Here is a 15,817-nt window from a genome sequence, read left to right on the forward strand (position 1 = left end):
CCGAGCTATCTCCTTCTTGTTGTCCAAGCTCAGTTGGGATGGAGGAATTTCTGCCAAGCCCGGGAAATCCTGAAATTATGCCGGTCTTCAAGCCCCGAACGTATTCCTTCATAATATCCTTCTTCCTTCCCCATCTGAATGGGGTCCGGAGGCGGTTGTCCGTCTGTCTTAAAACCGCCGGCGAAAAGAAGGCCGGCAAATATGAATAAGGCCATAAGTTTCCGTATCACAGCTTTTTCCCCTTTCTTTGGATTTTGTCTTGATTAGTTTAACCAGTCATTTCCCTCATATGTAGAAGAGAAGGTGGAGAATCTGATAGTTTAGATTTGGAACAACAACTTAATTTCAATTAATTTAGCACCAGGAAAAGTGTGGCTGAATGCAATGATTGACCATGAAATCCATCATAAAGGTCAATTATTTACATATGCTCGGCTAATTGGGAGAGAAAAACTTCCTTTTTTATCGTTCTACCACCTAAACAGTGAGTACTGTTATTTCTGAAATTATATTATTACTTATATGAATAAATTAAGAGGAAGTTTCTCGATTAAGACCATGGTAGAAACCTTTCAAATGATGGGAATTATGGTTTTCCTGCTTATGTATGGTTTTTTATGGAAGCTTCGATTTGGTGGAGAAGAGTAGGAGTCTCTTCCCACATCCTAACTAGTATGTTTTAAGTGATTCCCTGGAATTCTCGAACGTGATGGAGGATAGCAGAGTTGAATAAGACGACATAAAAAAGATGATTTAATCATATTTATCATCAATAAGAGGTTAAAGAGGTGAAAAAATGTTACGCAATGTTGGTAGAAGACTCATCTGGTTTCTGATTGGAAGCACGATCTATGCTACATTTATCGGATATACCCTGTTTAAGGCTGGCTTCATATCACTTCCAGGTATTCCTAAATCCCAAAGATCACTGAATAATAAACATCCCAATCGAAATAGAAGAGTTGGTAGAATTCGAATTACTTAGAGATATGATATCGTTAACTTTAATTGAGTCAATGTAGTATTTCAAAGTCAAACATTCGAAGACTGCAAGATTTTTATAGTTCATAAGAGGTTTGGGCTTCTTGCAACGCAATGTGCTAAAGGCCCAGACCTTTAATATATTTACCATGCTGGTTGTTTTTTTTATGGTATGAAAATATTACAAATTTGTGATAAAATTGGTCATTTTTTCAATTTTAAGTAATAGTTTAGTAGAATTGAAACATAATAATTAATACAACCAGTTTGTAAGCTTCTTACTACTAGAGACATAATTATTAGCTGCTTAATTCACAAGAATAGGGAGGAGAAAAACGTATGGATGCTAATATTGGAAAGTGCCCGTTTCACAGCGGCGCTGCTAGTAACAATTCTAGGGGTACGTCTAATCGAAACTGGTGGCCTAACCAGTTGAACTTGAACATTCTCCATCAGCATGACAGAAAATCAAACCCTATGGGAGAAGACTTTGATTATGCAGAAGAATTTAAAAAGTTAGACTACTATGCTCTTAAACAGGATCTTCGCGATTTAATGACAAACAGTCAAGATTGGTGGCCAGCTGACTATGGAAATTATGGTCCATTCTTTATCCGGATGGCTTGGCACTCCGCAGGTACATATCGTACTGGTGACGGCCGTGGTGGTGGTGGTACTGGCACACAGCGTTTTGCGCCACTTAACAGTTGGCCTGACAACGGTAACCTGGATAAAGCTCGTCGACTACTTTGGCCGATTAAGCAAAAGTATGGCAACAAGATTTCTTGGGCTGACTTATTTATTCTTACAGGTAATGTCGCTATTGAATCAATGGGCGGAAAGACATTTGGTTTTGGTGGAGGACGCGCAGATGTTTGGCATCCAGAAGAAGACATTTACTGGGGTACGGAATCAGAATGGTTAGGTGATAAGCGTTACACAGGTGATCGTGAGCTTGAGAACCCACTTGCAGCCGTTCAGATGGGTCTTATCTATGTTAACCCAGAAGGTCCAAATGGTAATCCAGATCCGCTTGCAAGTGGTCGTGACATACGCGAAACCTTTGCACGTATGGGAATGAACGATGAAGAAACAGTAGCATTAATAGCTGGCGGCCATACTTTTGGTAAGGCACATGGTGCAGGGGATGCTGCTCATGTTGGTCCAGAACCGGAAGCTGCTCCAATTGAAGCAATGGGCTTAGGGTGGTTGAGCACACATGGCAGCGGTAAAGGACATGACACCATCACCAGTGGTATTGAAGGTGCTTGGACTGCTAATCCAACACAATGGGATAATGGTTATTTTGATTTATTGTTTGGATATCAATGGTGGCTTACAAAGAGTCCTGCAGGTGCCTATCAGTGGCTTGCGGTAAATCCTGATGAGAAGGATCTTGCACCGGATGCAGAAGATCCATCCGTTCGTGTTCCGACTATGATGACTACTGCCGATATGGCATTGCGTTATGATCCAGAATACGAAAAGATATCTCGTCGTTTCCATGAGAATCCAGAAGAGTTTGCTGATGTATTTGCACGTGCTTGGTTTAAACTAACACACCGTGACATGGGGCCTCGTTCAAGATATCTTGGACCAGAAGTTCCAGAAGAAGTTCTTATCTGGCAAGACCATGTACCGGCTGTTGAATATGAATTAACAGATGCAGAAGTAGAAAAGATCAAAGTTATGATCCTGGAATCAGGACTTACTATCAACGAACTAGTCACAACCGCATGGGCCTCAGCAAGTACCTACCGCGGCTCAGATATGCGTGGCGGTGCTAATGGTGCTCGCATCCGTCTTGCTCCACAGAAGGAATGGGAAGTAAATCAGCCTGAACAACTTACAAAAGTACTTTCTGTACTAGAAAGCATTCAAAGTCATCTAGGAAAGAAAGTTAGCATGGCTGATTTGATTGTACTAGGTGGTAGTGCGGCAATAGAAAAAGCTGCAAAAGATGCAGGCTTTGATGTAACTGTTCCTTTCGCTCCAGGACGTGGCGATGCAACCCAAGAGCAAACTGACTTAGAAAGTTTTGCAGTGCTAGAACCTATCGCTGATGGTTTCCGCAACTATCAGAAGGAACAATATCGAGTAAGTTCGGCAGAGCTGTTAGTTGACAAGGCGCAACTTCTAGGCCTTACTGCACCAGAAATGACTTCACTTATCGGCGGTATGCGTGTTTTAGGTACTAACTTTGGTGGCACAAAACACGGAGTTTTCACTGATTGTGTCGGTACACTTACTAACGACTTCTTTGTTAACTTACTTGACATGGGGGTAGCGTGGACGCCTGTTGGCGGTGACGTATTTGAAGGACGTAATCGCAAGACAGGAGTAGTAGAACGTACAGCAACTAGTGTTGACCTAGTGTTTGGTTCAAACTCCGTTCTACGTGCCATAGCAGAAGTTTATGCTCAAGATGATAACAAAGAGAAGTTTGTGCTTGATTTTATAGCTGCTTGGGTCAAGGTTATGAATGCAGATCGCTTCGACCTTAGGTTGAAGAAAGCTCAACTACTAGGCTTTTCAAAGTAACAAAGGTAAAAATCAGCAATGAAAAATAATTAGAGTAAAATTAAAACAGGCTAAAACCTTTAAACACAAAGGATTTGGCCTGTTTTTTGTTTTAGGATTGTTGTGGAACTTATAGTAGCCAGCCGGAAAACTCGGCGAAAAGGTTCAAGATTTACAGAGAATATATATTCTTCCTGTCTCTCATGAAGTTTTAATATTTTGGGATATTGTAAAAAAATCTGGTTGACAGATAGATTTTAATAGTAAAATAACTATAATTTAAGTTTATCTGTTAATATAAATAATAAATCACAATCTATTAGATAGAAATAAATGGTCAATTTTGAAAGGGGATACATAATTTTGAACTCAAAGTACCTAGACTTACTTGTCCAAAAATATGATTGCGAAGAAAAAGTAGTAACTGAAATTATTAATCTGGAAGCCATTCTTAATCTACCAAAGGGGACAGAACATTTTGTCAGTGATTTACATGGGGAGTATCAAGCTTTTCAACATGTGTTAAGAAATGGTTCAGGGAATGTAAAAGAGAAAATTAGGGACTTGTTTCAAGATGTTTTATTTGAAAAAGAAATAAATGAATTTGCAACATTAGTTTATTATCCTGAAGAAAAATTGCAATTAATTAAAAATCATTTTGGAAATGAAGAAGAATTAAATCAATGGTATATAGTAATCATCGAACGGATGTTAAGGCTTATTTCTCATGCTTCCTCTAAATATACACGTTCGAAGTTAAGAAAAGCATTGCCAAGTCAGTTTGTGTTTATCATAGAAGAGCTGCTATACAAAACATATCAATCTACAAATAAAGAGCAATATTATACAGAAATTGTCCAGCAGATCATTTCCTTAGGTCAGGCTGATAAACTCATAACAGGACTTGCGTATACCACTCAGAGATTGGTTGTCGATCATCTTCATGTAGTGGGGGATATTTATGATCGTGGACCTGAACCTGATAAAATCATGGATACTTTGATCAATTATCATTCCGTTGATATTCAGTGGGGAAACCATGATGTACTATGGCTAGGTGCTTTTGCTGGTTCAATGGTTTGTCTCGCTAATATCATTCGTATCTGCGCGAGATACGACAATTTGGATATTATTGAAGATGTATATGGAATCAATCTTAGACCCTTGCTGAATCTTGCGGAGAAATACTATGAGGACAATCCAGCTTTCAGGCCTAAGCTACATTCAGAAAAGCAATTATCTGACCATGAAAAATTACAAATAACGAAAATTCATCAAGCAATTGCGATGATTCAGTTTAAACTCGAAATGCCTATTATAAAGAGACGCCCGAATTTTAATATGTCAGAAAGGCAATTGCTGGAGAAAATTGATTATGACAAAAACGAAATAACGATTAATGGGAAAACCTACCCTCTAGAAAATACTTGTTTTGCAACCGTAAATCCAGAGCAGCCTGATCAATTATTAGAAGAAGAAAAGCAGGTTATGGAAAGATTATTATTTTCTATCCAGCATTCAGAAAAGCTGGCCAGACATATGAATTTCCTAATGAAGAAAGGTAGTCTGTATTTAAGATATAACGGGAACCTATTAATACATGGTTGTATTCCTTTAGATGAAGAAGGGAATATGGGAAAAATGGTGATTGAAAATAAAACCTATTCCGGTCGTGATTTACTGGATGTTTTTGAACATTATTTACGCCATTCTTTTGCACATCCTGAAGAGACAGATGATCTAGCCACGGATATGGTCTGGTATTTATGGACAGGAGAATATTCATCACTCTTTGGAAAAAGAGAAATGACAACTTTTGAGAGGTACTTTATTAAGGACAAAGCAACTCATAGAGAGGGAAAGAACCCATACTACCATTTACGCGAAAATGAAGATTTTTGCCGTAGAATCTTAACAGAGTTTGATCTGAATCCAGACCAGGGTCATATTATAAATGGCCATACACCAGTGAAAGAAATTGAAGGAGAAAATCCAATTAAAGCTAATGGTAAGATGATCGTGATCGATGGAGGTTTCTCCAAAGCTTATCAATCAACAACTGGTATTGCAGGATATACGTTACTATATAATTCCTATGGTATGCAGCTGGCCGCCCATAAGTATTTTAATTCAAAAGAAGATGTTCTACTTAACGGGACAGATGTTTTATCAATAAAAAGATTGGTGGATAAAGAATTAAAGAGAAAAAAGGTAAGAGAGACGAATATTGGAGAGAAATTATTACAAGAAATCTCTATTTTAAATAGTCTGAGAGAATATCGCTATATGGATTAATACCAATTAGTTCGAAATGTCCATACAATAAGACAAAGGCTGACTTTAACGTCAGCCTTAAATGATTTCATTATTAAATTAAAGCCAGGTAATTATATTTGCATTTAAATTATTGAATAAATTATTAATTAAAAACCCTTTGATTGATTCTTTCCGAAATAGCTTTTGCAAAATCAGTAGTAGAGGCATTTCCACCTAAGTCTCTGGTTTTCACACCGTCTTTAAGTGATTGGTAAAGTCCTTGCTCCACCAATTTACCTATTTCTTCAAGCTTACTATCATCATGTCTTTCCGCAAGCCATTCCATTAACATTACTGTTGATAGCATAATACCTGTTGGATTTCCAATATTTAAGCCTGCAATATCTGGTGCAGAACCATGGGCTGCCTGAGCCATAGCCAGATTTTGATTTGAGTTGATTGAAGGTGCCAATCCTAGGCTTCCTACAAGTTCTCCTGCTAAATCAGACAGTATATCTCCGTACATATTCTCTGTTACGATTACGTCGAAGTATTTTGCCCGACGGACTAAGTGAGCTGCCATTGCGTCGATATGATTATCATCTACTGTAACTTCAGGGTATTGCTCGGCCACTTCACGGCACACCCTTAAAAATAACCCTGTACTTAATCGGAGAACATTCGCTTTATGGACAATTGTTACTTTTTTGCGGCGCTTCATGGCCATTTTAAAAGCTGCATGTGCAATACGTTCTGCTGCTTTCCTTGTAAACACACCCGATGTGACAACTACATCCTCTGTAATTTGCCACTCCCCATGACCGACAAACATGTTGCAATCTGCATAAAATCCTTCCGTGTTTTCCCGGAAGATAACCAAATCCGCTTCTCCTACAACGCTTTTAATTCCTGGCATTGTTTTAGCTGGACGAATATTTGCAAATAAATCTAGTGAATGGCGAAGTGCTCCACTTGGATTGAGTTTCACTTTATGCTCAGGTGGGTAGGCAGCAGAATCAAGGCTTTTTTATAATCCGATATGCTCTGCGTTACTTCTAATTCTCTTTTACTCAAAAAATGAGAATCATTATTTTCATTCACTTTTTCAGTAGATGAGTCCTCTGTTGATGATTTTCACCTTTGCACGGGATGTTATGTTGATATGGGGATAATCTTTTTCCCAGTTCATATTTTTCCATGTTTCAGGGTGGTGGGCAATCATGATTCTGCCGAGTCCTAATGCATCACAATTGGCTTCCTTTAAGGTTTGGATGATTGTGTCCATCTCCTTTTCAATTCTTCGAGAAATGATTCGATTCAATTCATCCAAATCTTTTTGACTTCGCAGACTTTTTCCGTTATATTCGTTTATTTCGATGGCAAGGTTAAAACTTAATGTGACACGTGGCTTTCTGCCTTTTGTTGTGATCATGATATCTCTTTTCGATTTTCTTATTGTATAGGAGATGTAATTTTTGAGTTCTTTTTCTTTTCGGTAACGTACCATCAATCTTGTATTTCTGTGTTGTTTATTTTGCATCAACAATAAAAGTTCGGGGTATTTTTCTTTTAATGTTTTCCCTGTGTAACGGTCACCGTGAAACAGGGCAACACCAGTCAGAACGATATCTTTATTCTTTAATTCGAGATATGGAAGGACGAAGTCTTTTCCCTCATCGCTGATTTTATTTTTGATGGTCTGCTGATTTTCGTGAGCGATGAAGGAATTGGTTTCCGCGCTCTCGAGTAATTTGGTCAATGCTTCCCCGTGGAAAAACTCATTTCGTGAATGGGATTGACGAAGGCTGAGATTGCCGTCAATGCAATGATGATGACCATGATGTTGGAAACGATATTAGCCTGTACAATGGCGGTTCCAATGACGAGTCCACCTACCACGCCGATGGTTTGTGAAATGGAGGTCGGTAGTCGAATCGCAGCTTCCCTCAAGAGTTCCAAAATGAGCTGCATGATGAAGGCTTCAACAATGGGCGGGAAGGGGACATAGTCGACGCTCCCCTTTACCGCTGTCACCAAGTCAATCGGGATGATTTCATAATTGAACGACACGATGGCGATGTATAGAGCAGGCAGGGTGACACTCATGAAAAAACCGACAAGCCTGATGATGCGCAAAAATGATGAGATGATTGTCCTGACGTCGAAGTCATCAGGTGACTGGTAATAAGAAAAAAAGGTGACGGGCATGATCAAGGTGGTGGCATCTCCTTCCACCATGACGGCGACCCTTCCTTCCAAAAGATTGGCGGTAATTCGGTCGGGGCGTTCCGTCTTCAAGATTTGCGGGAAGATGGAAAAGGAACTGTCCTCGATGAATTCTTCCAACTTTCCTGAGGTCAGTCCATTCCCGATTTTATAGACCTGATTCGATATTTTACGGTTCGGACGAGTTCCGCACTTGCTAGATTCTCCATATAAATGATCGCAATATTCGTGCTGATGGTTTCACCAATCGGAAGAATTTCTGTCTTTAAATCGGAAGAACAAATCCGGTTTCTGATGGTATTGATATTGGTTAAAATGCTTTCTACACATCCGTCATGGGATCCATAGACAATTTTTTCCGCCATTGGTTCCGTCAAACTTCTCGTTTGAAAAGCATCGGTCTCGATGATATAGGTTTCCCGCTTATTTTCGACAAACAGGACAGTGTTCCCGTTGATAAGCCCTTCCTCTACTTTTTCGAAGTCGTTTGTGAGTTCAATATTGGAGATGGGAAGGTCAATTAACAAATCTCCTTCTTTTAGCTCGCAAATCGGCTTGATGATTCGTTCATTGATGATACCTTTGTCGGCGATGGTGTCGAGATAGACGATACATATTCGATTATGATTAAAAAGAAGCGTTCTTGTACGTAAGTCGAAAGTGTGCGAGAATCGTTCTTTTATCTTTTGTACATTTTGATCGACGGTTCTCTCAATGGCTCTTTCGATGTTTGTCTTTTCTGATTTTGGATTGTTCGCCATGATTTCTCCCTTAGAAAACCTTTTAAGATTGATTTCTTATTTTTTGTTAAATGAATGGATAATATGCTAGGTGTTATGATTTCTTTAATTTTCGGATATAAAAAAGGTGATGGAGGATTCCATCACACTAGCTTTTTTTTTTCTATTTTTTCTTGTTATCTTTTCTCCGATTGTTGATTTTCCCATGGTTTTGGTTTATCAGATGTCTGGTTTAAATGAAAAAGCATATACAACTGTTTAGCAAGAAATTGCGGTGTATAAGGCATGTCCTTACGCAACCAAGCTACGATCGTGCCGATAAGAGCTGAAGAACCGTGCCAAATAGCAATATCCCTTTGGATATCAGTAGTAGCGAGCATGGAGTCTATTTCCGTTCTATCTGTTATTGATTTCGTAAGTATTTTTAATAACCGCTCTGTAAAGATTGGCGTTCGTGTAGAACCAAGAACAACTTTATAGAATTTGGCATTCTCGGCTATATGCTCAAGCAGGTTTATAAGTTTCAACGAATCAATTTCTTCAGAGGAATTCGTGTTTTTTGTCGTACTCATCATGATGCCCTCAATATCCTCGGCCATTTCCTGCGCCATCTTCTCCAGCATGTCTTGTATATCATGATAATGCAGATAAAATGTAACACGGTTGATGGTTGCACGTTCAGCAATCCGGTTAACCGTGATTTTATTTATTTCCATCTCCTGCAGCAAATCTATTAATGCGTCTTTTATTAATTGGCGTGTGCGCAGTACCCGAGGATCTACACGTGGTTTTTCATTGTCTTTCATGTCAAATCACACTTCCTATAAATTGGTAATTTACAATAATTTAATTTCTGTCTATTTTTTGGGGCTTTCTCAACAGTAATGAAATAAATGATAACTAATTTACACTTCTCAAGAAATTGTCTGTTGTCAGAAGCAACGGTCTTATTATAATCTAATTTATACAATGTTAATTATTAAACACATTGTAAAAAAAGTCTATATTCAAGTTAGAAAGGATAGGAGAAAATTGAATAATAATCCTAAAACTGTCACAAATTCGATAAAAAAAGGACCTATTATGTTCATTATGATATTAGGTGCTTTTATTGCAACATTAAACCAAACAGTCATGAGCGTCGCTACTCCTGAACTAATGGTTGAATTTAAAATTTCAGCAGCAACAGCACAGTGGTTAACGACAGGTTACATGCTCGTAAACGGTGTCTTAATTCCCATTACCGCCTATTTAATGCAGCGATTTACCACACGTCAGCTTTTCCAAGCTTCCATGTTTATCTTTCTTGCCGGAACCATTGTTTCAAGCTTTGCAACGGGCTTTCCTTTATTGTTGACCGGCCGCATGATCCAGGCGGCTGGTGCAGGAATCATTATGCCGCTGCTTACGAACGTCATTCTTACCATCTTTCCTCCAGAAAAAAGAGGGGCAGCCATGGGGATGGTCGGGCTAGCAATCATTTTTGCCCCAGCCATCGGGCCTACCCTTGCCGGTTACATTATTGAAAACTACAAATGGGAAACCATGTTTTACGGGATGATTCCATTTGCTGTCATTGTAATTGCACTTGGATTCATTTATCTCCGAAATGTATCGGATCCAATCAAGACAAAACTTGATATGTTAAGTGTTGTCCTGTCTACCATTGGTTTTGGTGCCTTACTTTATGGTTTCAGCCGAGCTGGAAGCCTTGGATGGTCAGACAAGGAGGTACTAAGTACGATTGCAGTAGGAATCTTGGCCCTAGCACTCTTTTCATGGAAGCAGATGAAATCGCAAAATCCACTCCTTGACTTGCGTGCATTCAAGTACAATATGTTCTCCTTAACAACGATTATCAATATCGCGGTTACGATGGTAATGTATGCAGATATGATGCTGCTACCGCTTTACCTTCAGAATATCCGTGGATACACAGCAATTGAGTCTGGTCTTCTCCTTCTTCCAGGTGCGCTAATAATGGGCTTCCTTATGCCAGTTACCGGCAAGTTGTTTGATCGCTTTGGCGCGAAATGGCTAACTGTTATCGGAATGATTATTACTATCGCCACAACGATGGGCTTTACCAATTTGACAGACTCGACAAGTTATACCTTTTTGGTTTTAATGTCAACTGGGCGCCGCATTGGGATGGCCTTGATGATGATGCCTTTACAGACTGCTGGATTGAATCAACTGCCACAACAGTTAAGTGCACACGGTACTGCCATTAGCAATACCATCCGGCAAGTTGCCGGTGCTGTCGGGACTTCGCTTCTTGTTACCGTAATGTCGGACCGAACAAAATCACATCTGCAGGAAATGATTCCTACTGCAGCTGCTAAGGGCTTAACTCAAGGGCAGCTTATAAAGGAAGCGACTATTCAGGGAATTAATGACGCATATCTCGTCATTATTGGGATTGGCATCATTGGATTACTTCTTTCCTTGTTTATCAAGAAGGTGAAGCAAGCTTCTGATTTAGAGACCAAAGCCACTTTGGTAAAGGGAAAACAAAGAGATTTGAAAACTACCTAACTTAATGAACATCCATTATTTAGAAAAGTTAAAAAGATAATTGGAGGAATTGATATGAGACTTCAAAATAAGGTAGCCGTAGTAACTGGTGCTGCTTCTGGGATGGGTAAAGCCATTGCGATTCTTTATGCGAAAGAAGGCGCAAAAGTAGTAGTTTCTGATATTAACATGGAAGCCGCAACTATTACAGTAGATGAAATAAAGTCTAATGGCGGGGCTGCAATAGCGGTTATGGCCAATGTGGCGAAAGAAGAAGATATACAAAACCTGATTAACATAGCAGTTCATACATTTGGAACATTAGACATCTTAGTCAATAATGCAGGAATAATGGATAACTTTGAACCTGCTGGTGATATTGAAGATGATAAATGGGAGAGAGTTTTTGCGATTAATACTACGAGTGTTATGCGTGCAACACGTAAAGCCTTACCTATATTTTTAGAAAAAGAATATGGTGTTATTATTAATGTGGCTTCAGCTGGTGGACTTCAAGGAGCTAGAGCAGGAGGCGCTTATACAGCTTCTAAGCATGCAGTTGTTGGTTTTACAAAAAATACTGGATTTATGTATGCAACAAAAGGTATTCGTTGTAACGCAATTGCGCCAGGTGGAGTTGATACAAATATCAGTTCTTCAATGACACGAGTTAACGAATTTGGTATGGGGCGCATTAAAGCTGGATTAGGAATAAATCCACGTGTAGGTAAATCAGAAGAAGTTGCAAATATAGCTCTTTTTCTAGCTTCTGATGAATCAAGCTTTGTTAATGGAACAGTGATTACGGGGGATGCAGGTTGGACCGCTTATTAATATAGTACGTTAATAATTGTGTTAATACCGTCGAGATTTAACTTGGCGGTATTTCCTTTTTTTATTAGCTTGTGAAACATTGTTATTTACGATTGCTGTTAGACAACTAAAATTACCTGATAGGAGAATGTTATGAAAGCATATGAAATCATGATACCACAAGTGTATAAAGTAAAGGAAAACGACACCGTCCGATCAGTCATTGAAAGATTTATTCAACACCGTATCGGCGGTCTTCCTGTGGTAAATGACAGAAACCAAATTGTGGCGTATGTTAGTGACGGTGATATCATGCGATATATTGGCAAGCATGACAATCGGATTTTTGATGCTTATTCCTATTTTGCCTATATCAAAGGGGATGATGAGGAATTTGAGGAAAGAGTGCATAAATTGCTGAACCTGAATGTACTTCAAATCGCTAAAAGAAAGATTATAAAAGTTTCATGGGACGAAGAAATAGAGAATATTGCGTCTATTCTTGGAAAAAAACAAATTAAAAAACTGCCAGTAGAGCGTAATGGAGTATTGGTGGGGATTATTAGCCGTGGAGATGTCATTAGGCATTCCTTTAAGTCCATCATATAACAAAGTTATAGGAAAGAAAGTATCACGAAATATGCAGAAGAATCTTACATTAAAAAATAACAATTCAATAATGATTTAACATGTTATAATCATAAATGGGGTACTATCAAATCTCTACATGATCCTTCAAAATTCTCCAATGTTAATCCTGTGATTCTTTTCAACATAACCTTATTCAATTTCCATCTTTTAATTTCATCAAGGGAGGTGTTTACTAAAAAAAGTGATAGTAATGATGAAATAATTGCACTAGATAGGAAACTAAGATTCCATTCCTCTTAAGAATTGTCCCCTAAGACTACCAACAATATTATAACTTCTGCATTTGATTTCTTGATAAGTACCCGCCATTAATAGTAGTAAGCAATAAAAAACATTTAAATGTTTTCATGGATGGTGAACGTATGGAAAAACAAATATTAGATTTGTTAGTAAAAATGAATGATAGACAGCAAAAAATGGAAGATAGACTTGAATCCATCGATGATAGACAGCAAAATATGGAAGATAGACTTGAATCCATCGATGATAGACAGCAAAAAATGGAAGATAGACTTGAATCTATCGATGATAGTCAGCAAAAAATGGAAGAAAAACTTGAATCCGTAGATGATAGTCAGAAAAAAATGGAAAATAAGCTTGATTCAGTGTATGAAACGGTAAAGAGGATAGAATCTTCTCAGACCGAAGACGTAATTAGTCTACTGAAACTACAGAAAAAGACAGTCGATTTTGAGGTAGACTATGTTAACAACAAATTAACAGAGATGGACAAAAGAATTTTTAACCTTGAAAAAAGAGTTGAAAATTAATTTTAAAGTATGTGCCAGTGCACCCTTCGAGGTGACTGGCACTTTTCTAATGGTCCTTTTCATTACTTGTAAATTTAAGATTGGAACTATATTAACTTTGTACCTTCACAAATGGAGCAGTAGAATTTCTAACGACTAATTTGGGCTCATAAACGATCGATGGAGGACGATCATCTTTATTCTCAACAGCAGAAACTATCCATTTAGCTGCTTCAATCCCCATTTCCATTTTAGGATGGGCAATAGATGTTAGTTTTACTTCTGTTGCCACTGCCAAAGATGAATCATCAAATCCCACGATTGATATATCCTCAGGTACACGTTGCCCAAGCCGTCTTACCAGATTTAAAACATTTAATGCAAGCTGATCGTTATAACAAACGATTGCGGAAGGCACAGAGTTTGTTCTAAAGAAATTCTCTAATCGTTCCAACAAGTTGTTATTTTGATCTTCTGTTGTAAAGGAAATGACCATCTCTGGAAAAAATGGAAGGCTATGTTCTCTAAAAGCACGGATAAAGCCTTGCATTCTGTTTACTCCTTGAAGGTCATCGGTTTTAAAAAGACCAATGATTTTTTCGTGACCAAGCTTTATTAAATGTTCAGTAGCAATAAAACCGCCCTGTTCATCATACATAATCATGTGTGGCGGCATCAGCTGTGAATAGTATTGGTTAATCATTAAATAAGGGATGTTGTTTTGCTCCAATTCCAGATAGTAAGGTATATTCGGGTTGTACTGGCTGCTTTTTGTAGGTTCTACGATAAGGCCATCAATATTTCTGCTTAACATTGTCTGTAGACATTGTTTTTCCTTTTCCACATCGTTATCTGTACAAGCAAGGGTTAAAGTATATCCCTGTTCAGTTAAATGGGATTCAATTCCTTTTATTATCGATGGGAAAATATAATCAGAGATGTATGTTGTTATCACACCAATATTTTTCCCGTTTGTGTTAGATGTATGAAATGAGGATGGAGTCTGCACGTTTGTTTGCTCTTTTTTGTAGGAGCAAAAGGTTCCTGCACCTTGTTCTCTATATAGCAAACCTTCGTGAACCAGATCCCCCACGGCTTGTCGAATGGTATGTCTGCTTACCCCGAACATTTTAACTAACTCATTTTCAGAATAAATCTTTTCACCGGGCTTCACTTGTCCGCTAGTAATCCATTCAGTTATTTTTTCTTTTACCATAGTGTATTTGGTTTTTGAAGTCACTGTATCACCACTTTCAACGTTTAAGCCAAATCTATAACTTATACGTACAACGATATTAATAATCCTATCCTAACAAATAAATTACAAGTTGACTATGAAAAATTTGTCTTCAATTTTTTTATAAATAGTATGGATTAAAAAAAGGTGAAGTAAACCGCGAAATAATCTTTAATAGTGATCTGGAATATGCAAATAAAAATATCCTTTTATAAGAAATTTATAGAAATCTTTTAAATTTATAATAAAAATGCATTGAAAAAAATTGATAAGATGGTAAAATAAAAATTAAAGTTATACGTACAAGTTCGAGGATTTGGATAAGTTGTAAGGATAACTAAAGTGAATTAGTGTAAAGGAGGAGACATTATGTTAGAACGATTGAAAAGAGATGTTTTGGAAGCGAATCTTCAGCTGCCAAAACATGGTTTGGTCACTTTTACATGGGGAAATGTAAGCGGATTCAAGCGTCAAACCGGCCTCGTGGTGATTAAACCAAGTGGTGTACCTTATGATGAGTTACAAATAGATGATCTGGTTGTATTAGATCTGGACGGTAAAATTGTTGAAGGGACCTTAAGACCTTCTTCCGATACACCAACACACCTTGCCTTATATCGTGCCTTTCCTCAAATAGGAGGAATTGTGCATACTCACTCTCCATGGGCAACAAGCTGGGCTCAAGCAGGGCGGCGGATACCTGCCCTTGGTACTACGCATGCGGATTATTTTTATGGAGAAATTCCTTGTACACGAACCTTGACTGAAGAGGAAATTGAACAGGAATATGAGCTTGAAACAGGAAATGTCATCATTGAAACTTTTGAAAAAGAAGGACTTGACCCTGTTGCCATGCCAGGAATTTTATTATCAGGTCATGCTCCATTTAGCTGGGGAAAAAATGCTAACCAAGCGGTACATAATGCCGTCGTTTTAGAAGAAGTAGCCAAAATGGCGTTAAATACTTATATGCTAAACCCGCAAATTAAGGCGATTGACCAATTATTACTTAATAAACATTATCTACGTAAGCATGGAGTTAATGCCTACTACGGCCAAAAGTAGTCTATGAGGAACATATACGCTTTGAACTAAGGAAACTTGTACGGACCATTACTTAGAGAATA

The 15,817-nt window shown here is 38.1% G+C and carries 14 protein-coding genes and 2 pseudogenes; 10 read left to right on the forward strand and 6 right to left on the reverse strand.

Translation table 11 applies throughout. From position 1 onward, the window contains the following. Positions 1–29: 29 nt before the first annotated feature. Positions 30–230, reverse strand: a complete 201-nt coding sequence (locus tag BR30_RS0120940) for a hypothetical protein (protein ID WP_026566702.1) — start codon at positions 228–230, stop codon at positions 30–32. 154 nt (positions 231–384) lie between these two features. Here BR30_RS0120940 and BR30_RS36120 point away from each other — a divergent pair, with 154 nt between their 5' ends. The 5 genes from BR30_RS36120 (at position 385) to fbp (ending at position 5,796) form a co-directional block, all read left to right on the forward strand. After that, a complete protein-coding gene (locus BR30_RS36120; RefSeq protein WP_081825521.1) occupies positions 385–504 on the forward strand; it encodes a DinB family protein in 120 nt (39 codons plus the stop codon). An 18-nt stretch (positions 505–522) separates the two neighbouring features. Beyond that, on the forward strand, positions 523–648 hold the full coding sequence (locus tag BR30_RS38510) for a hypothetical protein (RefSeq protein WP_269320628.1): 126 nt from the start codon (positions 523–525) through the stop codon (positions 646–648). A 148-nt stretch (positions 649–796) separates the two neighbouring features. Further along, positions 797–985 (forward strand): hypothetical protein, encoded by a 189-nt coding sequence (locus BR30_RS0120950; RefSeq protein WP_026566703.1) that lies wholly within the window; start codon positions 797–799, stop codon positions 983–985. Between the two features lie 335 nt (positions 986–1,320). Then, positions 1,321–3,522, forward strand: a complete 2,202-nt coding sequence (gene katG / locus BR30_RS0120955; RefSeq protein WP_026566704.1) for a catalase/peroxidase HPI — start codon at positions 1,321–1,323, stop codon at positions 3,520–3,522. A gap of 342 nt (positions 3,523–3,864) precedes the next feature. Next, on the forward strand, positions 3,865–5,796 hold the full coding sequence (fbp, locus tag BR30_RS0120960) for a fructose-1,6-bisphosphatase (protein WP_026566705.1): 1,932 nt from the start codon (positions 3,865–3,867) through the stop codon (positions 5,794–5,796). A gap of 124 nt (positions 5,797–5,920) precedes the next feature. On the opposite strand, the pseudogene BR30_RS34130 reads toward fbp, so the two are convergent. The 4 genes and pseudogenes from BR30_RS34130 to BR30_RS34140 all read right to left on the reverse strand — a co-directional run. Beyond that, positions 5,921–6,775, reverse strand: a pseudogene (locus BR30_RS34130) (isocitrate/isopropylmalate dehydrogenase family protein); the annotation flags it as partial. An 87-nt stretch (positions 6,776–6,862) separates the two neighbouring features. Continuing rightward, a complete protein-coding gene (locus BR30_RS0120970; RefSeq protein ID WP_026566706.1) occupies positions 6,863–7,516 on the reverse strand; it encodes a Ger(x)C family spore germination C-terminal domain-containing protein in 654 nt (217 codons plus the stop codon). Then, a pseudogene (locus BR30_RS38720) lies at positions 7,513–8,744 on the reverse strand (spore germination protein). Before BR30_RS38720 ends, BR30_RS0120970 begins: the two are co-directional and overlap by 4 nt. A 155-nt stretch (positions 8,745–8,899) precedes the next feature. Further along, entirely contained in the window at positions 8,900–9,529 is a 630-nt protein-coding gene (locus BR30_RS34140; RefSeq protein ID WP_051633704.1) for a TetR/AcrR family transcriptional regulator, read from the reverse strand. Positions 9,530–9,806: 277 nt separating this feature from the next. On the opposite strand from BR30_RS34140, the gene BR30_RS34145 reads away from it, so the two are divergent. The 4 genes from BR30_RS34145 to BR30_RS0121000 all read left to right on the forward strand — a co-directional run bounded on the left by BR30_RS34145 (position 9,807) and on the right by BR30_RS0121000 (position 13,474). Beyond that, positions 9,807–11,261: a DHA2 family efflux MFS transporter permease subunit gene (locus BR30_RS34145; protein WP_051633752.1), complete on the forward strand. Its 1,455-nt coding sequence runs from the start codon at positions 9,807–9,809 to the stop codon at positions 11,259–11,261. Positions 11,262–11,315: 54 nt separating this feature from the next. Further along, positions 11,316–12,074 carry an SDR family oxidoreductase gene (locus BR30_RS0120990; protein ID WP_026566707.1) on the forward strand — a complete coding sequence of 253 codons (759 nt, stop codon included), beginning with the start codon at positions 11,316–11,318 and terminating at the stop codon, positions 12,072–12,074. A gap of 132 nt (positions 12,075–12,206) precedes the next feature. Further along, positions 12,207–12,662: a CBS domain-containing protein gene (locus BR30_RS0120995; protein ID WP_026566708.1), complete on the forward strand. Its 456-nt coding sequence runs from the start codon at positions 12,207–12,209 to the stop codon at positions 12,660–12,662. A 404-nt stretch (positions 12,663–13,066) separates the two neighbouring features. Further along, positions 13,067–13,474: a hypothetical protein gene (locus tag BR30_RS0121000; protein WP_026566709.1), complete on the forward strand. Its 408-nt coding sequence runs from the start codon at positions 13,067–13,069 to the stop codon at positions 13,472–13,474. A gap of 91 nt (positions 13,475–13,565) precedes the next feature. Here BR30_RS0121000 and BR30_RS0121005 read toward each other — a convergent pair whose 3' ends face one another. Beyond that, positions 13,566–14,693: a GntR family transcriptional regulator gene (locus tag BR30_RS0121005; RefSeq protein WP_026566710.1), complete on the reverse strand. Its 1,128-nt coding sequence runs from the start codon at positions 14,691–14,693 to the stop codon at positions 13,566–13,568. Between the two features lie 366 nt (positions 14,694–15,059). Between BR30_RS0121005 and araD the strand changes: the two genes are divergently transcribed. Then, entirely contained in the window at positions 15,060–15,755 is a 696-nt protein-coding gene (araD, locus tag BR30_RS0121010) for an L-ribulose-5-phosphate 4-epimerase (protein WP_026566711.1), read from the forward strand. Positions 15,756–15,817 lie beyond the last annotated feature (62 nt).

Source organism: Bacillus sp. UNC41MFS5 (genome assembly GCF_000686805.1).